Source organism: Acinetobacter chinensis (assembly GCF_002165375.2).
Taxonomy (GTDB): domain Bacteria; phylum Pseudomonadota; class Gammaproteobacteria; order Pseudomonadales; family Moraxellaceae; genus Acinetobacter; species Acinetobacter chinensis.
Window position 1 is genome coordinate 1,721,013 of record NZ_CP032134.1, and the last position, 23,907, is coordinate 1,744,919.

Below are 23,907 nucleotides of genomic sequence, written 5' to 3' on the forward strand. Positions count from 1 at the left end.
TAATGGAGCAATTTGATCTTTTTGAAGATTTTCAGGAACAACATTCTGAATCAGTTTTTAATGATCAACAGATAATGGATCTTCAGAATCTGAGTAAAAAAATACCAAAAATTGTTAAATTTTTAGTTGCAGATAAATTTGACGATAAGTTCATCAATCCAACAAATAATATTTGGCAATTTTATTATTCTGGTCAGATAGAAAATTTAGACTTTTCAAGATTTTCCGAAAGTGAGACTGTGTTGGTTAAGTTTTTTCTGATAGCCTTTATTCAGAAAAATACACCATCTTTTTTAAGCACAAAATTTTATACATTTATTTTTTTAATCAATTATTTGAAAAAAAATAATTTAAAATTTAGTTATGAAAATTTAAAAAACATTTTGATTGAAATTGCTCCACAAAAGAACTATAGCAAAGATTATTCTCATATTAAATTTCTATTGAAGCTTCTAGTCCTAGAAGATTTTCCGCTCTTTGATATAGAGGATGATTTTGAACTGGAATTTATTCCTAGACCTAAGTCATTTAATTCAAATTTATTCTATCAGGAATATGAAGATACGATAGATTCCCCTTTAATTTCAATGATTCAACAAGGTTTTATCAAGTTAAACCAAGCTATCAAAGATGATTTTCAGGGTATCGATAAACGAACACTACTTTACTCATCAATACTTGGTTTGGTGTATGTAACTGGTCTTAGACCTGTACAATTGGCCAAGTTATCTGCTGGCGATATAAAAATAGATACTACACGTCCTGTAGATCACTTTCATCGCTACAGCGTACAAATACCCTATGCAAAACAAGCAAGATATGTACATGAAAAAATAGCAATAAAATTACCAGAAGAAGTCGCTGAGATTATTTTTACTTATATCGAAAGATTTAAATTAAATCCTAAAGATAAACTATTTGACATGGGAAAAAGATCAGCACGGTTTTGTTTAAAAGCTATTAATACACAATTATTTGATTTTGCTCCCAAAGCATACAAAGAAGCTGTTCTTTCTGGTGAAATGATACAGCAAAAGTACTCCTTTTCTGATTTTAGGCATCATGTTGGCTATAGTTTGGCAATGGCAGGTTCTTCAGCTGAGGAAATTGCCTATATCTTAGGTCATTCTTCTGTTGTGACAGCTAGACATTATATTTTTTCTACTCCTGAGCTTGCTCAAATTAGAGCACAGGCACTTGGTAAAAATTCTCTGTATAGACAAATGATCGCTATGCTCCTGACTGGAAGACTAGTTTATAAGAAAGATTGGCTTCAGAAAAAAGTGTTAGGAAATATTGGTAGCAAAATTCATTACGATATTGGTGGGTGCTCCTACGAAGACAAGTGTTTATTTCAACCAGTTCGCAATTGCTATGGTTGCATGTACTTTCATCCTTTTATAGATGCTAACCATAATCATGTTGTAGAAAGCATACAAAGTGAAATCAATGATCTTATTAAGCTATCAGATGGGATTGGTGTGTCTAGAAATCCATTGATTCGAGTGCATGAGTCAACTAAATTCGAAATTGAATCTGTAATAGCTCGTTGTGCATTACACAAGGATGATATTCATGAACATTGAAAAATATAATGTTTTTATTGACGAGCAAAGAGATTACTTTAATCAGAAATTACAGTCTAATTTTAAATGGAATTGGAATGATTCATCTTGGTATGGTGGTACGATTGGATCAGGATGGCTGTTGTCCAGAAGTGGCAAAACACATTTTACTTTTGGCACGATTAAAAAATTAAAAGGTATTGAAAACAATATCATTGATCCAATTTTTCAAGAGTTCATTAAATCAGTACTAATCCTTAGTTACCGAAAGTCTAATTCTAAAGCATCTCCGCAGAAACTTTATGCAGAATTTCTAATTTTAAAACGTTGGTACAGCGCACTATATACTGAAAACATTGAGAGCATACATCCCTGTCAGTTATCTACATTAATATTAAATAAGTCTTTTGAAATTTTGGCAGAAAATTCGAGTAAAACGAATCTTCCTGATCATGCTGGTACATACCTTAGATTACAGGAGATGTTAAATCATTACGGTTTTACTGAACAACCATTAGAATTTTCTCAAAAATACCTATATATAAACCGCCAGAATAGAACCCCAAATGCCAAGAAAACAAAAGCTTTAATAGATCAATTGGAACTTGATGAAGATGATCTTGATAAAGAGAAACTGATTTCAATTCGTACATTTATCAATATTGTGTCCTTAATTAATTTGTGTGAAACAAATGGTGAAAAGATTGTTCTAAATCTTTTATTACTACTCATCGTCACTGGTTTACGTTCAACAGAAGCAATCCTTCTAAAAACAGATGCATTGATCAAACAACCTATTCTTGATCCAGTAACCAAAGAACATCTAACTTTAGATGGTAAAAAGCAATACACTTTGGGAATTCAATATCATGGGGCAAAAGGAGCTGGATTTAGAATACATTGGGTTGAGCCCTTGTCTGCAAATTTAGTTGAGACAATATTTCAATCTGTGTTAGAACTTAGCAAAGAATATAGAGAACATCTTCATTATATTAGATCAAAAAATTGCTCAGATTTTTTACCAAAAAAAATTGACGATATTCCAGAAGATTATGTTGAAATTGATGATCTTATAGATACAGTTTTTGGAGTAAAAGATACTTATAGGGGGCATGCTGGAAAGCGCGAAGTCATAATAAAAACTCTTAAGAACATCCCAATGTGGAAAGAATATAAACAAGGTAGAGACGTAAAGAAATATTACTTGAAAAATGAAATTAACGAATTTGTGAAAAGTCTGGCCAGTTATGATTCAGAGATGGATCCGTAAATTTGAACAACTCCTATAAGTGATATTCTGCTCCTCAAATGATGTTATAAACATCAATATATGGAGTATTTTATGGCACGTAGACCAAGAAGAAATCATTCAAATGATTTTAAAGCTAAGGTAGCACTTGCTGCGATTAAAGCAGAAAAAACACTTGCTGAATTGAGTGCTGAGTTTGATGTTCATCAAAACCAAATTATTGACTGGAAAAATCAATTGATCTCAGCTTCCTCGCAAGCTTTCGATCAATCAAAAGCTCCAACAGAACCACCCATCGATCTAAAAAAACTACATGCAAAAATCGGTGAGCAGGCATTAGAAATTGATTTTTTAGAAGGTGTGTTGAAGAAACTGGGCCGCTTCAACCACAAAAGTTAATCGACGACTCACTTCAGATTTCAGTATCTAAGCAAGCTAAGCTGCTGAAAGTCTCCCGTGGTTGTTATTACTATCGCCCAAAACCTGTGAGTGCATCAGATCTGAAGCTGATGCGATGTATTGATGAATTACATATGCAATATCCTTTTGCAGGCAGTCGTATGATGCGTGATTTGTTGAATCGTCAAGGACATCATATAGGACGACGTCATACACGTACTTTAATGAAGAAAATGGGTATTCAGGCGTTATATTGCAAACCAAATTTAAGCCAGGCTAATCAAGCTCACCGTAAATATCCATATCTGCTCAAAGGGTTGGCTATTCAGCGCAGTAATCAAGTGTGGTCTACGGATATAACGTATATCCCTATGGCAAAAGGCTTTGTTTATTTATGTGCTGTGATTGATTGGCATAGCCGCAAGGTACTTGCGCATAGGGTATCGATTAGTATGGAGGTGGATTTTTGTATTTCGGCTTTAAATGAAGCGATTGAAAAATATGGTCGACCTGAAATATTTAATACAGACCAAGGCAGCCAGTTTACCAGTGATGCATTTATTGATGTATTGAAATCAAATGGCATTCAAATCAGTATGGATGGTAAAGGTCGATGGGTAGATAATGTGATGGTTGAACGATTATGGCGGAGCGTTAAATATGAAGAGGTGTATCTCAAAGCTTATAGCAGTGTCACAGATGCGAAAAAGCAATTAAGTGCATATTTTGAGTTTTATAATTTGAAACGACCTCATTCGAGTCTAGACAAAATGACACCAAATGAGTTTTACTATGATCAGCTACCCCAACAAAACAAGGTGGCTTAACTAGAGCGGAATATCACTTATAAATACGCTTTTAGTTGTTCAAACAAGTGGGACCACCTCTATTCTGAATATCCTATCGATCAAGTTTTTAATTATGAAGGAAAAACGGAAAAAATCGCTTATGAAGATTTACTTTTTATTCATGAGTTTAGATCTGCTACCCTACAAAGAGCTTTCATCAATAAAACAAACATCATTCCTCTTAATGGGATATTAATAAATAGTTTTTTTGGAAATTCCTTAAGTAAGTCTGTTTTTGAAAAATATAATTTACTTGAGAATGAAACAGAACATTCAAAGCTTACAAGTCATATTCCACGGCACAACATCAATACTTTTCTCGCTCTCAGTGGTTTAGCTGAACACCTTCAAGCAATGCTAATGGGGCGTGTAGACATTAAGCAAAATCAATATTATCAACACTTGGCATTAAAACAACGTAAAGTCACAGCTAGTTTGCTAGAAAAACATGAATTGGTACTTTATGAAAATGATAAACAAGAACTCAAGCCGGACTATCCAATTGATTCTATTAAAATTGATGGATTAATGTACTTTTCAGACCAATTGGATTTAGAAAATAATTTAAAGATGAATTTACAGACATTCGATTCCAAAAATGAAGTAGCTAGTTATGTAAAGGAATCTTTCTTTGATGAATATTTTCAAGATATCGCAGAGTCATTTAACGAGTTGGTTAACGAAGATCAATCATTAGCCAACTCATTAGTTCAACGCCATGCTTGTTTACACCCCTTGCCTTTTGGTGGATGCATGCGTGAAGTCGCTGTACATGATTGCCCTAAACGTCTTGCATGCCAATCTGGTGATCAATGTGGAAACTTTGCTTTAACTGGCCGTAAAGGTGAATTAGAAGCCTTACAACATACTTTGAATGAATTACTAGATAAGTTTGCACAAATAGAGCAAATCGTAGCTCATGATTTATCATATAGAGAAATGCTTGAGGATTTACGTCAAAAAATACTTTATTTAAGTAATTTAAAGACAAAAGCACTTGATAGACAAAATAGTTTAATTCCCATTCCCGTTTTTCCTTATGGAGATGCGATTACTAAGTTACCAACTACATTGAGTGAACTGTTCGCCATCGAACAACAAAAAATTGAGTCTAAGGAAGCCTGATATGTTACGTGGTAAGCAATTAGATGAAGTCATTGAACAAGAATTACAAATGATGTTGGTTGAAGGTTTTGAAAAATCTCCTATTTCGCATAAAGCTCTTCATAGTCGTCTAACAGCTAAGGGCTATATATCAGGTGGGCTAAGTACTTTGAGTTCTGTTGAGCGGAAGAAGCTTATATCGCTGTATGTATCTGAGCAAATTTCTCCACTGCATCTGAAAACTAAAGAGCAGCAACTTTATGTGAATAGAAAGACAAGACAGGCTCTTACGGATACCAATAAAAATCTACGCACACAAATTGATGATTTAGAGTCACAGCTTAATCAGAATACAGAAACACTTATAAATATCATTGAGGAAGTAAAGCTTAGAAGTAACTTGAAAGTGGATCATCTATTAGCTCCTCATCTTCTCAAAAAATATTTATCACAGGAGTAATATTTTTGGATCAACATTAAACCTTTGTGTGATTTGGTAAAATTTTCCAATAGCAGCATTGACCTCTCCCTCTTCAAATCGCTCTAAATAGCTTCGATCAATTGTTGTTAGTAATGCCGATTCCTGGCGATTGATTGATTCCTAATTTTAGAGCTAATCAAAGGAGTTAGTTCATAATACCTAACCGTAAATTGGCTTGGGCAACAGGTCAGAAGTTCATTGAATACCTTGATGAACCACCTTGAGATTTCAATTCCTTGCATCGCATCAAGTGATAAACTCGATTAATACCAAGACTCACCAGTATCGAGTAAATCACAGAAAATCTTGCGGTAATCAGAGTACTTCTTGAAACTAGTAGTCTTTTGCTTCTCGTTTTTCACGACGCTTTTTTAGGCGTGCAACGACTTGGTCGTGTGGCATCGCTGACCGTGGGTCAGCACATGCTTTTTCTATTTTAGCTCTAAACCATGCATTGTATGCTGCTTCGTGTTCGGAACTATCAAATTCAGACACAATAGGGTCAAAAATGATATTCATGTGCTTATCTCATTTACCAGGTAAACATACTTTAACAGGCTTTTAAGAAGACACCCGTCAATTGCATAAATTTCATTATGAGACATTAACAACAATAATTTTCCGCCTCTCCTCAGCATTATACCAATATCTGCCTATCAGTAAAATTAGTTACATTTAAAAGAATGGCTTAAGAAATTGCAAAAATTCTGTCCTAAGTTAGATCTGTAGATGAGTTTAGGGATATGGTTGTTTAGGATAAAATTATAGATGAAGGGTTATTCAAAAATACGGGTGCGATCATGTTAACTTACACAAGTTTGTTACAAAAAGAGTTTAATCAAGAGGAACTTACTCTTATGAAAAGACTTGATTTGAGCAATATTCCTATTACTATGCCTGAAAATCTTGCTCAAATTCTGATTTGGACATCTAAACTTGCACAATATCATCATGCATTATTCATTCAATCGAGCCAAAAATTAGAGCTTATTACGGAAAATGACAAAAATAAAAAACAAGAACTCAACGATTTAATTAAATTATACAGAAAAACTGCATTTGTAGAAAATCAGACCAAGGATTTCTATTTAAACAAACTGTTAAATCAAGGGGAAGTTGTTGTTCAAGGCTACATCCAACATCCTTCAAAAGTACAGACAAAATATGCAATCATTCACTATCATGGATATGATTTTATAACCCTCGCCACCCCTAAAATTGTTGCAAAATTTCCTTTACATTTTATTGAAATAAAAAAAGAAATTATACCTCAAGCATTGACAGATATACATATAGATGAAGATGAACTTTTATCTACAGTGAAAGATTTTGTGAGATCATTCAGAAAGCTATATAAAGAATGCGTGAGTAAGAATGAATTAATCAAAGAGCATAATACTACTGTACATAAAATTTATGTCAAAATTAAGAATGGAGAGGCTAAACTGATTAAGCAAGATATTCCAATTGCTATTCCCAAAGTTGTGAAAACAGCAACTACTCAACCAATTAATAGCAATAAAAAGCCATTTAAAGTGATTAAAAAGCGTAAATTCACCTTACTTAAATATAAATAAAGTTTATTCTCATTTTATATTGAACAAATATCTGATGTTATTTGCTTATCTCATGATGGTGAGAGTGAATTGCATCAATTGAAATAGGTCTCTGAAATTCATTTTTGGTTACATGCTCAACCTCACCTATCCTTTTAAGCTACGGAAATGACTATAGCAGCTTGATGAATTGAAGTTGTTTCTCGACCTTCATTCTAATAATATTCATATATTCACTTGATTTTATCGAAAATATTTCGATCATTCAAAAATTTATCTAACAATAGGAAATCATCAGTGCTTCAAATTGGTTCAGGTAAACTCTTTACGAGAGATGTCGAATATCACAATAAGTTAAAAGGTGTCATCTACTCAAATTTACACCTTATGGCTGAAGATCATATTGAAACTGATACGGGATCAATTGAGGGAACGTCAACCTTTCATAATTCGAACGTTCTAATTTTCACATACACGGAGCTTATCGAAGCCCTTCCTGATAGTGATGGACCGGGTTTTATGGCTTCCCATGGCATTGCATCTTTTATAAGTGATTTCTCAGCTATACTCTCCTTCGCTTTAAATTGCATAGCTTCACCAAGTTATTCACTGATTGAAAGATTACTCAGTGATGAAATGGGCACAAGCACTCATACTGTCCCTAATAAAGTAGTAAATCAAACCTTCGATAAAGTCATCTACTGTCAGGAAAGCCACAAACAACACTTAATCAATTTCACCCGGCAATTGCATGGTTTGAACCGCAAAACATTCTTAACAGTAATGAATGCTATCCGAACTTATGTGACTGGGATACATCGTATAGCAGATAACTTTGAACTAGCGTATACCCTTCTAGTTGCTTCAATCGAATCTCTTGCTCAAGAATTTGATGGACATCAAGCAACGTGGAATGACTATGAGGAAAAAAAAAGAAGAATTATAGATGAGGCTTTAACTGGTGCTGAAGAAGCCCTTGCTGAACGTGTACGTAATGCAATTTTAGGAATTGAACATGTATCGTTAGGCAAACGTTTTCAAGCTTTTGCCATCAACCACATCAAACCTTCATTCTTTAGAGAAGAATCTGACGCTGTAACTCATCCGATAACTCGTTTTGATTTGCCTACAGCATTGTCCAATGCATATCTTGCTAGATCCAAATACGTACATACGTCACAAAAACTACCAAAACCCTTAGATCGTGATTCTGGCTATTCCGACACTTGTAGAATCGATAATAAAACATGGTTAACGATTCAAGGCTTAGCACGACTTGCAAGACATATCATTACTGAATTCATTATGCGTCAGCAAACTATTACAAGTGAACCTTATAATTATAACCTTGAACGTAGTAATATAATGACCGTCTCCCTAGCACCTCAATATTGGATACATATAATCGATTTTAGTAGAGGTTCTGGGGTCAAGCGATTTGAAGGTTTTCTAAATCAACTGGCAATCCTATGGGAAAATGACTCAAATAAACCTTTATCGGATTTATCCCACTTGTTGACAGAATTGCAAACCAACTTTGACAGAATCAACATTGCAGATAAGCTTGCTTTCCTCTGTCTATTCATCATTTATAATCGTCTTGTAGGTGAAAGAGACCGCATTGAAAATTGCCTAGAATTTATTGGAAGATACGAAAATCTTTTAATCCAGCCAAGCTCTGCTGTATTGGTTACTCGAAATATACTAGAGATGGAAATAGAATGGAGTATTGAAGATCATCATACCTGTTTAATGAAGTACTTCAAAGAACGAGACCATAAATTTAGTTTCCGTTGCCCTCAACTTCTTGAATCTGGAATGTTGCTCCAATTAGCGGAAAGGTATCGTGCTAATAACGACCTTGATAAAGCTAAGGAATTAGTTAGTTTGGCTGTGGAAAGCTATCCTGAACATCAAGCACTAAGAAAGTTCGAAAGCGAATTTATTTCCATACAGCAACCTATCAATTGCTATTCTATATTGTTACCACCATTGAATGAAACTCCTACTGAGCCAACTTCTGAATAGTTTTGATTATAGCCACACACCTATTTACTACTGAAATTGTGTAGGTGTGAATGACTGGGGTGAACCAAGAAAAAACCTCATTAATGGAAATCAATATCTGTAGCTGCTACTTCGAATTAATTGAAAAAACTAAAATAATGATATTAAGTACTATCTTGATGATCAATCCAAAATCAAGTCTGTGATTGCTTGGTAAAGTAAAAAATTAAGTCACAGTAAGATCAATTATTTTCCAACCTTTTTGTGTAGCCAAAGAAAGATGGTTTTCAATCTTATCTTTATGTACAGCCAAACAAATAAGGTGTCTAGGGCGAGTCATAGCGACGTAGATTTGTTTCATAAACTTAATTGTCTGTGGTTTTGGTTGTGGAGGTTGTTGATGTACAAGGTAAGTGAATACATTTGAAATATCATGTGATCCTCCAAATGTTGTTTCAACTACCAGAGTTGCAGCGTGGGTTTCACCTTTAATGCTGTGTATAGTTGCAACTTCCATTTCTATATTTTTGTTATTAATTTCAATAGAAATTTTATTTTGTTCACAATTTTCATTATTGCTTTGTGCAGATGGGGGGTGTCCATCGTAGCTAAGATACTCTGGGATTTTTGATAAACCATTTAGATTAAAAATCTGGAGCATTTGCGAAATTGAGCTACCCCAAAATTCTTGATTTAAATTTTCTTCTCTTAATATAGATATAAATAATTTATTGAAATCTTTTAATTTTGATTCTTTTTTTAGGTATTTTTTAATGCTATTAATGCTGAACTCTTGTTCTTCAGTATCTATAGTAATCTTTTTATTATTAATTTTTGCATAGTAACATATTCCTTCTAATACGGATTTGTAAATTTCTTTAGAATGCCAATTTTGATTAATATTATCTCGTTTAAAACAATAAATAATTCTTTCAGGTCTATAATTTGATGATGAATTATATTTATTAAATTCTGGAAAGTAATTAACTAAAGATATATTGGTGTTATTTTTAGCTCCTATAGCACCTACAATTTTAATAGGATCTTTTTTAAAGTCTGTTAACTGATTAGAGCATAGATTTGCGAAAGCATTAATAGCTTTATGTTGACTTGCACTATCTATTAAAAAAATAGTATTTTGAAAATTTGATGTAATAGCTGATGTTAAGCTTAACCTATTATAACTTAATCCAGAAGATAAATTGGCTATAGTCTGGTTAAACCTATTAGAGTCAGTAATGTTGTGATGATTCCTTCCATTGTAAGATGTATTTAAAGGTTCATTACTACTTTCGAAAATACTTTGATCAGGATCCCCAAATCGTTGAAGATTAGAATCTTGATCAAATATTATACTTAATATATCATCTTGATATTTATTGGTGTCTTGCATTTCATCTATGAATACAATAGGGAATCTTTTTCTTATAGATAAGGCTGTTTCTGCATTCTCATATATATTCGCACTTGCGAATTCATACATTTCCCTATAGAAAAATAAACCTTTGTCTATTAAGACTTTTTTTGCACTGAATAGGTTTTTATAGGATGAAGATGTAGATTCTTTTGTAAACCCAGGAACATTTAAATTTAAGTCATTATTTATAAATTTAAATTGAAGATCAGAAATACTTGCATGTTTATTATTTAGATAAGTTTTAGTGCCTCGGGTTATGTGAAATGATAAAATTTTTGTACAAATCTCATCATCGACTTGATTCACAGATATATTATTCTGGCGGCAATATGGTATAGCCAAGTATCTATTAATAAATTCTTGGATGGTTCCAATAAAGTGTGGGTAGGATAAAATTGTTCTGCCTTGTTCATGTTTCTCAAGTCGAGCAATAATTTCATCTTTAGCAACATTAGTATGGCTAATAACACAAATGCCTTTATATGGATTATTCCATTTTTTTGCTAATAGAATAAGCTTGGCAGCAATTAATGTTGTTTTCCCCCCTCCAGGGCATGCTTGAACATCAATAAAATTCCTTAAAGCTTCTCGACGGCTATGACCAAATTTAAGAGACATTTCACTTTCCAGTAAATCAATATCCGCATCTGTAATATTAATCATGTGTATCTCCAGTCGTAGTTGCAGGTAATGCAGGTATGGCTTCTGTTACATGTGCAATCGCTTCTACAATATAAGAAGGGAGAACTTTTTGAAGTTCTAAGGGTTTATCTTGATATTGTGTTTTTAATAAACCCATTAACTTATATGTTGCTTCTGTTTTCCCTGAGCTTTTTTGCTCAATCATGCCATATATTTGAATTGCCCTTTCTTCATCATCTGTAGGTAAAGATGAAAATTCGGGGTCATCTGTTTCTTTTATTGAGGAATAGACATGCTCTGCGAGCCCATATTTACAGAGGCAATATTCAAAGGTCCAATCATTAGAGACAAAAGTTTTAACATTATCTCCATCAATTTCTTTCTTATTATTTATGTATATAAGACGCGAAATTTCATCATAATAATCTTCCCAATATCTGATATTTCCTTTTTTCCGACCACCTAGATCAGGTTTTCTCTTTTTAAATCCGTATGGGTTTTCATCTTTTTCCTCAGCTTTCATTGGCCAAATATCTAAATCTGTAATACATGCAACTTTGATAGGAAGTATTGCTGTTCCATTATTTCTACGATAGATCTTTGCATAGCGTTTATAAGCAAGATTACCAACATTAACTAAGGAAACTCCATAATCTTCTAAAGAACGATCTAGAAGCTCAGCGATAGTAGGCAAAAGAATATTTTCGCCATCACCCTCAACAATTAAAACACCTTTAGCAAAAAACATATTTGCTTTACTAACATCTAAAAATTTTTCTAAAAATGGATAATCAGTTGAATCAAGTAATGTACACCCCTTTCTTAAAGGAAATGCAGTTCCATTATTCATGATAATTAGATTTTCTAAAGGTGCTTTAGATGCGAAGTGAGGGCTATGGGTAGACAATATACATTGTAGATTTGGTTTATTTTCAGTTAAGTACTTAAGAAACTTCATCTGAAGTTGTGGATGCAAGTGAGCTTCTGGTTCTTCTATGAGAAGTAATGGAAATTCATCAGAACTCTGTGATAACAACATAAGTTCTGTTGCCATGAATAGTAAGTTGCTATATCCAAGACCATGAGATCTACCTGTATGATCTAGACCTAATGATAATCTTTCTAAAATTATTCGGAAAAGAGCATGCCTTTCTGTTTCATTGAGGTCATCGAATGCCTTACTACCAATCATATTTAAAGATGGGTTGAATTTTTTATCTTGAAATGTGATTTTATCTAAAAGATCTTGAATTTCGCCTCTTGTATTTAGAACCGCATCATCATCTTTTATTGCTTGATTTGCAGCAATCATAGTACGAATTAGTCGCTCAACATTCGTATCATTTCCACCTAATGTTTCATGGTTTGCTAAAATTTGAGATAAACGAGATGCACGACCTGCTGATAATTCTCCTTCAACATCACGTAAAGGTTTTAAATACGTTGTGGAAAGATACATGCGAGCTGCTTTCTCTATGGTAGGTCCTTCAGCATTTTGTCCAGAATTAATATCTGTTTGAATAAATTGCCCAACTTTATTGGTTAATTGTTTGATAGATGCGGTTAGGTTTACGTATAAAAATGCTTCAGATTGGTGCTGTGTATTTTTGATATATGTGATGTGCTCTGGGAATATACTTTGGTCATCAATACTAAGATCTGCAAATTTCAATTGAATATTGAGAATATTTTTCCCATCATGGAAATCAGTAAGTATAAATTTCGTCCACTCTGATGAGTTTGTATCTAGTACAAGTCTGATCGCATCAATAAGAGCCGTTTTGCCAGAGTCATTTTCACCTATTAGAAGGTTTAGCCCCTTATTGAACTCAAGTTCAAAATTTTGAAAAATACGAAAATTATTTATTTTTATGGTTTGTAAGTACATGCTTTTACTCTAGGTATTAATTAAACACGGAATTTATATCATATTTTCTTCCTAAAAGACTAAGTAAATAAAACTTCAGATTGAGTTATTCATTGGATTTTATCGATATAAAAAAGACAGTATTTTGCGTGAAATGATGTGAATCAAAGATTTTAGGCTGAATAGCTACTAATTTTGTAGACACCGTTAAGTTAGATAATGGACTGCTACCACTCCCCTAGACAAATTTAGTCTATTCTTAATATTTTTTAGTAGGAAATCATGTATTCATAACGAGGTTCATGAACCAAATATTTATAACTTGTAATTTTAATTCTCTAAGTTATTCAATTTAATTAATATAAATATATGGATTCTTATGAATAAAACTTCAGGTAAACATAAGTTAAATAGATAATAAGTGACAATAAATTCATTAATATTGATATAGAGTAATGATTACCCTCCAGAACTGTCAAGACTTTTATTACTGAAACTGTCATTGGCATTGTTTTCAACACATATCTTAGTAAAGTTATGAGTTTCCTACACCAGTTGCTCGCTTTCTATGTACTTAGTACTAGGTAAATGATATTTAGATTATTACTATATAAATGCCACACATTTGTGGCATTTATGAATTATGAAAAACTATTAACGCCTTGTAATTTTTTGGAGATGCCCGCAATTATTAGGTTCATCATACGAAGCATAACCATTTAGATATTGGTCCACAATTTTATCTATGTGATTGACAACATTAAAATCTTTTGTGAAAAAACCGATAGGCATACTTACAGGCAATCTCTCTGAATCACTCACATGGTAACTAATAGCAACGAGTTCATTTTTAATGAGTAATATTTCAACATTACCATCACAAAATCCTTCTCGTAAACCATTCAATATATTCGCATAGGGTTTAAAATGATTTAACCACTTTTTAGCAGTATTTTTATCATATTGATTCCTGATAGGTAAGAATACTTTTGATAGTGTCCCCTTATTATCCTTAAATGCCTCTTGCAAGGTTTCAAACGCAATCCCTATTTTTGAGGTCATACCCCAAAATGGATTTGATGGTGCAATCCAAATGATTTTCGTTGAATTATTTTCCTGATTAGATCCTTTCACTCGTTTCGAAATAGTATGGATTTCTTTCTCTAATACTTTCCAATTTTCTTGCTGGTAAATTGGACCAACCAATAAATTGTAATTTACCCCATCAAATATCTCACCATTGATACCATCTTGTACATCAGTTAAATTTGTTATATGTCCCTGCTCGTTTAAGAATTGTGAAGTGTAGCAATCTTCAAGTATTCCCTGAGCTTTTACAATTTCCTTTACATTGCTGACACGCTTCATTTGATCTATTTGTTCAGCGAGTAGTGAATGCATCTGATCTGAATGACTCAAATCTGAAAATTTATCTAGTAATAAGGGATCACCTTTATGATCCAATTTAAAATCTACTTTTATCCTTAATGGGCCTTTATAAGTCGGAATTACTGAATTAATCATGTATAAATGAGGTCGATGATTATCCTTGAGTACTGAATTTGGAAGGAAATTGTTTTCCGCAATCTGAAAAAACTCATCTTGAAATTTTGTTCTCACATGATCAGCTGCGTATGCTTCATGTTCTGGAGGTGCATTTATTTTTAAACCGCAAGCCCAATTTCTTATCCCGACATTTTTTTCATTTTTGAAAAAACAAAATGTAGCTAACTCAAATCTTATTTTAGCCGTACTTTCTTCAATCGAAGTCAAACTCACATCTGATGCAACATCAGTAAACAATTTCTTTGCTGAATCTGTCAAACCCAAACGACCATCAGCATTTAATTTAATAAAGTCTTGTTCAATTAAATCATCTATCGCTTCAGTTGCTTCAATCTCAGTTAATCCAAAATACACAGAGATTTGCATTTTAGTCATTGGTGCAATATTAAGCAGACGGAGTATATATTCTCGAATAAAGGATAAACCTTTCCCTGAAACATAGGAGAAATTCACAATGAATTCTTGTGATGGTATTAAAAAATCAATTTCATGATACTTCAATTGTGCGTTCATACCATTTCTCCTTTCAAAGTTTTAGAAAAGACAAATCTGTAGCCTTCATCAATTCCTTTTTCTTCCATATGCTTCACCACTTTTCCAAATGGCAGATCTCTATTCCTTCCAGTCCAAACATTCTTATTACCAACTACAATCAATCTATCCATCGCACGAGACAATGCAACATTAATTCGATTTGGCATAATCATGAAGCCAGGAGTATTAGATTTGTCAGAACGTGTGATTGAAACGATGATGATTCGATTTTCTTTGCCTTGATAACTATCCACAGTATCAATGTTGACTAGATCTTTGAAACCTTCTGGCCATGCATTCTGATTGAACAATTGCTGTAAATATCGCTTTTGTTCTGCATACATACAAATAACACCTATAGCTGCATCAGTTTTTCTAACGCTGTTAAGATAATTAATCAAAGCTTCATCTTCAGCAATCTGCTTTAAAATAGTCATAATCGCTTTTGCTTCTTCTTTATTACGAATCTTCCCTCTATTCTGTTTAACTTCTGAATGGAAGGCATCATGCCCCATATCAGATGTATCCACCCATGTTACAGTTGAACGTAATACATCAGCAGTTTGCTCATAATGCTGGGAAATAGTTCGTCCCGAAGATTCTAATTTACCTTTATAAAAAATTTCAGAAACTATATTTCCGATAGGCGTTGCCATTCGGTATTGTGTCCAAAGAGATTCACTAGCTTGTTGGCCATAGCTTGAGTTAAATGCTCTGTCGAAATCACTTTTGAGCAAATTATCTATTTCGTCATAATTACCATATGCCAGTGAAATACCTAGTTTTCTCGCGATCACATTTTTTTGCTCAGGAGAATAATTAGGTGGGAGTTGATGGTGATCACCTACCAATAACACTCTCTTGCCTGATTGCATTGCTATAGCTAACTCACCCGATTGAGAACGAGCTGCTTCATCAATAATGACCCAGTCATATGTGTTTTCACGGATGTTCAAATGACCTTGACCAATACCAACACATGTACCAATCACAAGCTGACGAGAACGTGCATAAAATTCATCATAATTTACATAGTCTCCAGAGAGCGTATCAATCATCTCTTTAGTGACTTTAGCTAATGCCAGAACACTTCGGGTTTCCTGAATATTCAATCCAAATCTAGTACTTAATGCTTTTATAATGCGATTTTTTAGTTCAAAATCTATTATGGTATTAGATGAAATTTCTATATTGAACTCATTGACACTTTGGTTGCGAATTGATGCTTCAAGTTCTCGGATTTGAGCAGCTAAGTCGAAATCAATGGTTTTATTCAGTGTGTTTGAATTTTCAACTTCATTAATATTATTAGAGATCTTTTTCAGACGAATTAAATCATCGATTTGCTTAAATAGCTGAAGTTCAAGCTCGACCACTTTGACCATCACTTCGGATTGTAAACCTAATGCTGTAGCCAAAGAAGAAATACGAGTTTTCATCTCTGCTAAAAAGAGTTCACGTTTTTGGGCGGTGATTGCCTTTGAAAACACATCTTTTAAACCATCTGAAACTGTGTTTTCACGATTACTAAATCGAACAACTTCAAGTGGTGTTTCCAAACGAGCACAGTGTTTACGAATACGCTCTGCAGCATTATTTACTGCCTCATGTGACTGACTCACCAAAAGAATATTTTTTACATTTTGCTTTTCAATCAAATAGTGTACAAATGCTGCAATAAATTCAGTTTTACCTGTGCCTGGTGGACCTTGTAACAATGAAAGTGGACCACTATTGATCAATCTTTGAAAAGCTTTTTTTTGCTGAAGGTTTAGACTAATTTGATTGCCATGATCATCTTTTCGGTTATAACGATCGAAATCTTCATCTTTAACTTTTATGTCATAATAATTAGCTGTTAGCTTACATTCTGGATCAAACAATTCAGCTAAATCTGAAATAATGCTCTGTTTATTTAGAATACGTTCAATTGCGTATTTACGTTTTCTTAATGATGCATTACTTTGCATCGAGCGAAAATAAATCACACTCCCTTCTTCTGGAGGATAGCGAGTATTTCTGACCTTAGTAATATGTACTTCATGAAGATTCGATGCCTTTAAATCCACCTCACCCAATTTAAACTCTTTCGTAAATTCTTTTGCTAATTCATCATTGTTTTCAATATCTTCTATTTTTTTCCCCTCAGCCTTCAAAGCCTTGTGGTCTATTTTGTTAATAAATGCAAACACCTTATCTGTATCTGAATCATCAAAACTTTCTAAAGGATCCTTTACTGCATCGTAAGGACATATAAAAGTATTGTCTTTCACAAATGCTGTGTCTTTAAGCTCAATTGATGGTGAGGCATCAATTTCTGCATCTAAAATCGCAGTCCATAATTTATGGGTATCCAGTTTTTTTGATGCCTGTTTTAAAGGAATATCCTGTCGCTGATTTTCAGGGGAATCGCTCGAAATAACAATTGGTTGTATAGATAGCCCAGGAAGAATACCTTCTTCAAGCAATTGAAAAGCATCATTTTTTTCAAATAATGGTGTTTCATTCTTTTTCTGATCTGTTTGTAGTCGTTTAGCTATATGTTCTTTAAGCGCAGAGTCTACAATGTCGATAAAGTCGGTTTGTGTATTAAGAAAATTGACAAGCTCAGTATAGTTACGTTGATCAGATGCCTTGATCTGTATCTCAACATTTAAGCTTGCTTGGCTATTCTCTTTTTCTTTTGCTGATAGATAATCTTTTTTACGAGGGGCCATACCACCAAAGATTGATCTGTTACCGCGACTTGAATCATATTGCAATGAATATGTGCCACCAATTCCATTAAACGTTAAGCTCGCTATATGCTCATGTCCCTCAGTACGAGCTGATATCCCAACATACATCTGCATATTTTCAGGATAAATCGTAAAACTTTCGCTCACACGATTATCATATACAGTAATAATTTTCTTGGATTTATGACCTAACCTATCAAAAGCTTGCTTAAATCTCGCAATTCCTTTGAAGCCAAATTCTTCATCTTTCAATTCATTCTGAATTGCTTCAGCCAATATTGGATAATTTTCTGATCCCTCACCAAAATTAAAGCATAGAATCTCGCTCGCCAATTTCATCACTGCATAATTATCACGCTGATAAGCATCAACATCGTATTGCTCTGGTGAATATTGAGTATTTCTAGATTCTTCTCCAGATAAATTAAAATCTGGTATATCAATCAGGTAGATTTGCCCACTATTTTTATCTAATAAAATGTTCTCATCGTGCAAATCACCATGTGATACGTGAGCTTCGTGTAAATCATCAATCGCTGAAATGAGTTTCCCAATATCCGCTAACCGTTCTTCATTGCTTATGTCACAATTCACATCCGCATATTGCTGATATTTCTGACGCCAAGATTGGCTATCAGCAAGATATTCTGTCACAAGAAATAGACTTGAAGATTTTTGTGCAATTCCAAAGTCTTCTATTCGTGGAATATACGGAGAATTGATAGCTTTTAGCTTTTCAATTTTCTTGATGAATTTATGTATTTGAAAACCTTCTAAATCGGAGGCGTTAATACCACCAGTGTTGAGCCAGGCCTTAACAAGCAATCCGTTAGAGCAGTACACTTCCTTTTCATCAGTTTCAACAAAGAAATCTATGTCATCGTCAGGTTTAAATTGACGAGAATGATTAATACTATTGCGATATGGCTCTATTAAATTTGCATCGAAAGTGATTATTTCAGCACGCTTAGGCTCTGCCGCATGAAATGCTGTAGTAAATTCCGAGGCATCTTTAAAGCTCTTGTTATAAATTGCGTTATAAAGTACCGGAGCATAGAACGCAGCACTATTCTTTAAGTTATTTTGTAATGACTGTAGACTGCCTTCTGAAATACGCTCCTTATGTAACAGATGCCAAAGCATAATTGCCAAAGCATAAACATCAGACTCAAAGGGTGTGTTGAATTTTGGATTCTCACTTTCAGTTCCGACTGCTTCTATTGCACCGACAGCCAGTTGCTCACGATAATCGCCTACTGTTCCTGCAGGTTTAAAATACGCACATGCCAAATTAGAGATTACAACTGATTTCGATTGAGAGAGCCACAGACTATGAGAATTAATATCACGGTGTGCAACTGTTACCTTATGTAATGATTCAAATTGCGACATTATGATCTTAGCAATTTCAAGTAAATCTATTTCGCTATATAAACTTGCATATTTACCAATAAATTCGTTAAAACGAAAATGATTAGTCGGAAACTCAAATAATTCTGCACTTGTCGTAGTAACCTCATCTTGGTCAAACGGGGTCAATGACCTCAAACAATGGTTCCAAAGTTCTTGGTTATGAGTTTTTAAATATTGCAGAACATTGCGCTCTCTTGAAACTATTTGTCCTCGTCCATCTGGAGTTAATCCTTTCACCCCTGATACTTTACTAAAGTCCCACCAGCGAAGGAGTGCTTCATTTTTAAATTGCCCTTTGGTGACTGCATAATATTCTTTATAAATGCCGTTTGGATGATCAAAAATCGTATCTGCAGCTGTATAACCACCAACATTCAATGACCTAGCATTAGTTTGATTTCCCAAAAATAATTCATCAAATATATCGAAATCTTTATTTACCGTACGTTGCATCGGGTGGGTTATCGGAAATTTATCGTTGAACTCAGATGTATTGGCAAGTTTTAAGAAGTCATCCAGTGAAATTGTAAATTCTTTATCAACACCCTGTAGCTGACTAAAGTCTGCATTACCAGTCATCACAACAAAATATTTAATGAATGGTACTCGCCCTTTGTTTGTAAATTTATTCTTATATTTTTCCAATTTGTTCTGTAATGTAAATACCTTGTTCTTTGTCACTGATACAGGAGAAGTCCCCATATCGCGATCACCTTTATACCAACGACCATTAACAGAAGTAACAGGTTGATGATTCCAATCTTTAAGCTCAACAATGATCACATTGCAATGCGTCACAATAACAAGATCGAATTCACCTTCTTTACCTTTTGAATTAGTAAAGCGAAATCCCGCATAACCTTTCCATGGAAACATCTTGCCCTGTTTAGTAAAAGCAGCTCTAATTTTTTCGATAGCGATGATTTCTTGCGATTGAAGACCGCCTTCCCAAATTTTTATGTCCAAAATACCCTCTTAAAATAGAGGTGGTCCCACTTGTTTGAACAACTAAAAGCGTATTTATAAGTGATATTCCGCTCTAGTTAAGCCACCTTGTTTTGTTGGGGTAGCTGATCATAGTAAAACTCATTTGGTGTCATTTTGTCTAGACTCGAATGAGGTCGTTTCAAATTATAAAACTCAAAATATGCACTTAATTGCTTTTTCGCATCTGTGACACTGCTATAAGCTTTGAGATACACCTCTTCATATTTAACGCTCCGCCATAATCGTTCAACCATCACATTATCTACCCATCGACCTTTACCATCCATACTGATTTGAATGCCATTTGATTTCAATACATCAATAAATGCATCACTGGTAAACTGGCTGCCTTGGTCTGTATTAAATATTTCAGGTCGACCATATTTTTCAATCGCTTCATTTAAAGCCGAAATACAAAAATCCACCTCCATACTAATCGATACCCTATGCGCAAGTACCTTGCGGCTATGCCAATCAATCACAGCACATAAATAAACAAAGCCTTTTGCCATAGGGATATACGTTATATCCGTAGACCACACTTGATTACTGCGCTGAATAGCCAACCCTTTGAGCAGATATGGATATTTACGGTGAGCTTGATTAGCCTGGCTTAAATTTGGTTTGCAATATAACGCCTGAATACCCATTTTCTTCATTAAAGTACGTGTATGACGTCGTCCTATATGATGTCCTTGACGATTCAACAAATCACGCATCATACGACTGCCTGCAAAAGGATATTGCATATGTAATTCATCAATACATCGCATCAGCTTCAGATCTGATGCACTCACAGGTTTTGGGCGATAGTAATAACAACCACGGGAGACTTTCAGCAGCTTAGCTTGCTTAGATACTGAAATCTGAAGTGAGTCGTCGATTAACTTTTGTGGTTGAAGCGGCCCAGTTTCTTCAACACACCTTCTAAAAAATCAATTTCTAATGCCTGCTCACCGATTTTTGCATGTAGTTTTTTTAGATCGATGGGTGGTTCTGTTGGAGCTTTTGATTGATCGAAAGCTTGCGAGGAAGCTGAGATCAATTGATTTTTCCAGTCAATAATTTGGTTTTGATGAACATCAAACTCAGCACTCAATTCAGCAAGTGTTTTTTCTGCTTTAATCGCAGCAAGTGCTACCTTAGCTTTAAAATCATTTGAATGATTTCTTCTTGGTCTACGTGCCATAAAATACTCCATATATTGATGTTTATAACATCATTTGAGGAGCAGAATATCACTTATAGGAGTTGTTCAAATTTACGGATCCATCTCTAATCTCAAAGTTGAAATTTATTAAATACTTACAATGAAGTCACTATAAATTGCTAAAAGAAATTTTTCTATCAGTATTTAGAATTAAATATTCAGCTATTTTTCGTGGATGTTAAGAAATCAAGTACGGACAGTAACCACTAAAAAAGAAGAGTCTTTAGAACTTTTTGTAGACTTTAATTTTAGAAAATATTGTATTACAGGACAGGTTCATGAACCAATCAAACCTATATATAAGTATATAATTACATAAATTATTAATTTTATTGAATTTTAACAATATAATTAATCATGAAGTAGACTTTAGGTAAACATAAGTTAAATCCGATACACCTAACAATAACTTCATATACTTCGTTCTTAAACTAGAATTCAATGACTTAACTAATTTGTGGTTCAATCATAAAATATGATATGTTGACAGAGGTGGTCCCACTTGTTTGAACAACTAAAAGCGTATTTATAAGTGATATTCCGCTCTAGTTAAGCCACCTTGTTTTGTTGGGGTAGCTGATCATAGTAAAACTCATTTGGTGTCATTTTGTCTAGACTCGAATGAGGTCGTTTCAAATTATAAAACTCAAAATATGCACTTAATTGCTTTTTCGCATCTGTGACACTGCTATAAGCTTTGAGATACACCTCTTCATATTTAACGCTCCGCCATAATCGTTCAACCATCACATTATCTACCCATCGACCTTTACCATCCATACTGATTTGAATGCCATTTGATTTCAATACATCAATAAATGCATCACTGGTAAACTGGCTGCCTTGGTCTGTATTAAATATTTCAGGTCGACCATATTTTTCAATCGCTTCATTTAAAGCCGAAATACAAAAATCCACCTCCATACTAATCGATACCCTATGCGCAAGTACCTTGCGGCTATGCCAATCAATCACAGCACATAAATAAACAAAGCCTTTTGCCATAGGGATATACGTTATATCCGTAGACCACACTTGATTACTGCGCTGAATAGCCAACCCTTTGAGCAGATATGGATATTTACGGTGAGCTTGATTAGCCTGGCTTAAATTTGGTTTGCAATATAACGCCTGAATACCCATTTTCTTCATTAAAGTACGTGTATGACGTCGTCCTATATGATGTCCTTGACGATTCAACAAATCACGCATCATACGACTGCCTGCAAAAGGATATTGCATATGTAATTCATCAATACATCGCATCAGCTTCAGATCTGATGCACTCACAGGTTTTGGGCGATAGTAATAACAACCACGGGAGACTTTCAGCAGCTTAGCTTGCTTAGATACTGAAATCTGAAGTGAGTCGTCGATTAACTTTTGTGGTTGAAGCGGCCCAGTTTCTTCAACACACCTTCTAAAAAATCAATTTCTAATGCCTGCTCACCGATTTTTGCATGTAGTTTTTTTAGATCGATGGGTGGTTCTGTTGGAGCTTTTGATTGATCGAAAGCTTGCGAGGAAGCTGAGATCAATTGATTTTTCCAGTCAATAATTTGGTTTTGATGAACATCAAACTCAGCACTCAATTCAGCAAGTGTTTTTTCTGCTTTAATCGCAGCAAGTGCTACCTTAGCTTTAAAATCATTTGAATGATTTCTTCTTGGTCTACGTGCCATAAAATACTCCATATATTGATGTTTATAACATCATTTGAGGAGCAGAATATCACTTATAGGAGTTGTTCAAATTTACGGATCCATCTCTGACCTTAAGAATACTTCACAAACTTTTCTATATTTGATCTAGATTCATCTTGTCCATGTTTGTACCCTATGTTGTACACCATGAAATTTCTTAGATTTCAAAGTATCTCTACTCAGCATGCAGATTTAATCGCAATAAAATTTTGGTTTGAAAAGTTTACCACGTCCTTTTGTGAATCTTTTTATTCGACATCCTACAATTTTGAGATTATCCAAGTTGAAATTGATAATTTCATTGTTTATTTAGAAAATAATAAAAAAATTGATAGCAATCTTATTCGGTTAAGAAATACAAATCTGAATATAGATATGAGTTTGAAAAGGTTTTTCATTAGAATATTTATCCTTTGTTTTATATTTAGTTACGCTACCGCAACACATCCCAAATTTTGGGTATGTACTCACTAATTTCGCTAATCACCATCTTATAGTCAATTGCATATAAATAGCACATAAATTATGCAATTATTCACATAGAAAGACTGACTTTGACTTATTCCATCCCAAGTTTTGGGAAACACATTCCCCAATAAACTCATTAAGATATTTCCCAGT

Annotated in this window: 12 protein-coding genes and 3 pseudogenes; 8 read left to right on the top strand and 7 right to left on the bottom strand. The window is 33.9% G+C overall.

What is annotated here, in order from left to right:
• The first annotated feature begins 2 nt into the window (after positions 1-2).
• From CDG60_RS09085 to CDG60_RS09105, 5 genes and pseudogenes are all read left to right on the top strand, one after another.
• Positions 3-1,586, top strand: coding sequence for a site-specific integrase (locus tag CDG60_RS09085; protein WP_087514036.1), 1,584 nt, complete (start codon positions 3-5; stop codon positions 1,584-1,586).
• Positions 1,576-2,823: pseudogene (locus CDG60_RS09090) on the top strand (hypothetical protein); the annotation flags it as partial. The gene CDG60_RS09085 and the pseudogene CDG60_RS09090, both read left to right, overlap by 11 nt.
• An 84-nt stretch (positions 2,824-2,907) precedes the next feature.
• Positions 2,908-4,040, top strand: a protein-coding gene (locus CDG60_RS09095; RefSeq protein ID WP_223155595.1) for an IS3-like element ISAba14 family transposase whose coding sequence is annotated in 2 segments (ribosomal slippage) — positions 2,908-3,160 and positions 3,160-4,040 — 1,134 coding nt in all. Because the reading frame shifts where the segments join, the coding sequence is not laid out codon by codon here.
• A 63-nt stretch (positions 4,041-4,103) separates the two neighbouring features.
• Positions 4,104-5,186, top strand: a pseudogene (locus CDG60_RS09100) (hypothetical protein); the annotation flags it as partial.
• Between the two features lies 1 nt (position 5,187).
• Positions 5,188-5,625, top strand: a complete 438-nt coding sequence (locus CDG60_RS09105) for a hypothetical protein (protein WP_016656270.1) — start codon at positions 5,188-5,190, stop codon at positions 5,623-5,625.
• A 354-nt stretch (positions 5,626-5,979) separates the two neighbouring features.
• On the opposite strand, the gene relB is transcribed toward CDG60_RS09105, so the two are convergent.
• The gene (gene relB, locus CDG60_RS09110; protein WP_087514356.1) at positions 5,980-6,165 is read right to left on the bottom strand and encodes a type II toxin-antitoxin system RelB family antitoxin; all 186 of its coding nucleotides are present in this window, start codon (positions 6,163-6,165) and stop codon (positions 5,980-5,982) included.
• A gap of 281 nt (positions 6,166-6,446) precedes the next feature.
• Here relB and CDG60_RS09115 point away from each other — a divergent pair, with 281 nt between their 5' ends.
• Positions 6,447-7,223, top strand: a complete 777-nt coding sequence (locus CDG60_RS09115) for a hypothetical protein (protein ID WP_087514357.1) — start codon at positions 6,447-6,449, stop codon at positions 7,221-7,223.
• A gap of 276 nt (positions 7,224-7,499) precedes the next feature.
• Positions 7,500-9,230 carry a hypothetical protein gene (locus CDG60_RS09120; RefSeq protein ID WP_087514358.1) on the top strand — a complete coding sequence of 577 codons (1,731 nt, stop codon included), beginning with the start codon at positions 7,500-7,502 and terminating at the stop codon, positions 9,228-9,230.
• A gap of 205 nt (positions 9,231-9,435) precedes the next feature.
• Here CDG60_RS09120 and CDG60_RS09125 read toward each other — a convergent pair whose 3' ends face one another.
• The 6 genes from CDG60_RS09125 to CDG60_RS09150 form a co-directional block, all read right to left on the bottom strand.
• Positions 9,436-11,289 (bottom strand): UvrD-helicase domain-containing protein, encoded by a 1,854-nt coding sequence (locus tag CDG60_RS09125; protein WP_087514359.1) that lies wholly within the window; start codon positions 11,287-11,289, stop codon positions 9,436-9,438.
• On the bottom strand, positions 11,282-13,156 hold the full coding sequence (locus CDG60_RS09130) for an ATP-dependent nuclease (RefSeq protein WP_087514360.1): 1,875 nt from the start codon (positions 13,154-13,156) through the stop codon (positions 11,282-11,284). Before CDG60_RS09130 ends, CDG60_RS09125 begins: the two co-directional genes overlap by 8 nt.
• Positions 13,157-13,789: 633 nt before the next feature.
• Positions 13,790-15,214 (bottom strand): hypothetical protein, encoded by a 1,425-nt coding sequence (locus CDG60_RS09135; RefSeq protein WP_087514361.1) that lies wholly within the window; start codon positions 15,212-15,214, stop codon positions 13,790-13,792.
• Positions 15,211-20,352 carry an AAA domain-containing protein gene (locus CDG60_RS09140; protein ID WP_087514362.1) on the bottom strand — a complete coding sequence of 1,714 codons (5,142 nt, stop codon included), beginning with the start codon at positions 20,350-20,352 and terminating at the stop codon, positions 15,211-15,213. The genes CDG60_RS09135 and CDG60_RS09140 overlap by 4 nt, the downstream gene beginning before the upstream one ends.
• A gap of 77 nt (positions 20,353-20,429) precedes the next feature.
• Positions 20,430-21,562 (bottom strand): IS3-like element ISAba14 family transposase gene (locus CDG60_RS09145; protein ID WP_223155595.1). Its coding sequence is split into 2 segments (ribosomal slippage): positions 20,430-21,310 and positions 21,310-21,562, totalling 1,134 coding nucleotides; the frame shifts between segments, so codons are not numbered across the junction.
• A gap of 570 nt (positions 21,563-22,132) precedes the next feature.
• Positions 22,133-23,265, bottom strand: a protein-coding gene (locus CDG60_RS09150; RefSeq protein ID WP_223155595.1) for an IS3-like element ISAba14 family transposase whose coding sequence is annotated in 2 segments (ribosomal slippage) — positions 22,133-23,013 and positions 23,013-23,265 — 1,134 coding nt in all. Because the reading frame shifts where the segments join, the coding sequence is not laid out codon by codon here.
• 117 nt (positions 23,266-23,382) lie between these two features.
• Here CDG60_RS09150 and CDG60_RS18395 point away from each other — a divergent pair.
• Positions 23,383-23,646, top strand: a pseudogene (locus CDG60_RS18395) (site-specific integrase); the annotation flags it as partial.
• Between the last annotated feature and the right edge of the window lie 261 nt (positions 23,647-23,907).

Coding starts and splice junctions, on each gene's coding strand:
- CDG60_RS09085 (WP_087514036.1), top strand. CDS start 3: ATGGAGCAATTTGATCTTTTTGAAGATTTTCAGGAACAACATTCTGAA.
- CDG60_RS09105 (WP_016656270.1), top strand. CDS start 5,188: ATGTTACGTGGTAAGCAATTAGATGAAGTCATTGAACAAGAATTACAA.
- relB (WP_087514356.1), bottom strand. CDS start 6,165: ATGAATATCATTTTTGACCCTATTGTGTCTGAATTTGATAGTTCCGAA.
- CDG60_RS09115 (WP_087514357.1), top strand. CDS start 6,447: ATGTTAACTTACACAAGTTTGTTACAAAAAGAGTTTAATCAAGAGGAA.
- CDG60_RS09125 (WP_087514359.1), bottom strand. CDS start 11,289: ATGATTAATATTACAGATGCGGATATTGATTTACTGGAAAGTGAAATG.
- CDG60_RS09130 (WP_087514360.1), bottom strand. CDS start 13,156: ATGTACTTACAAACCATAAAAATAAATAATTTTCGTATTTTTCAAAAT.
- CDG60_RS09135 (WP_087514361.1), bottom strand. CDS start 15,214: ATGAACGCACAATTGAAGTATCATGAAATTGATTTTTTAATACCATCA.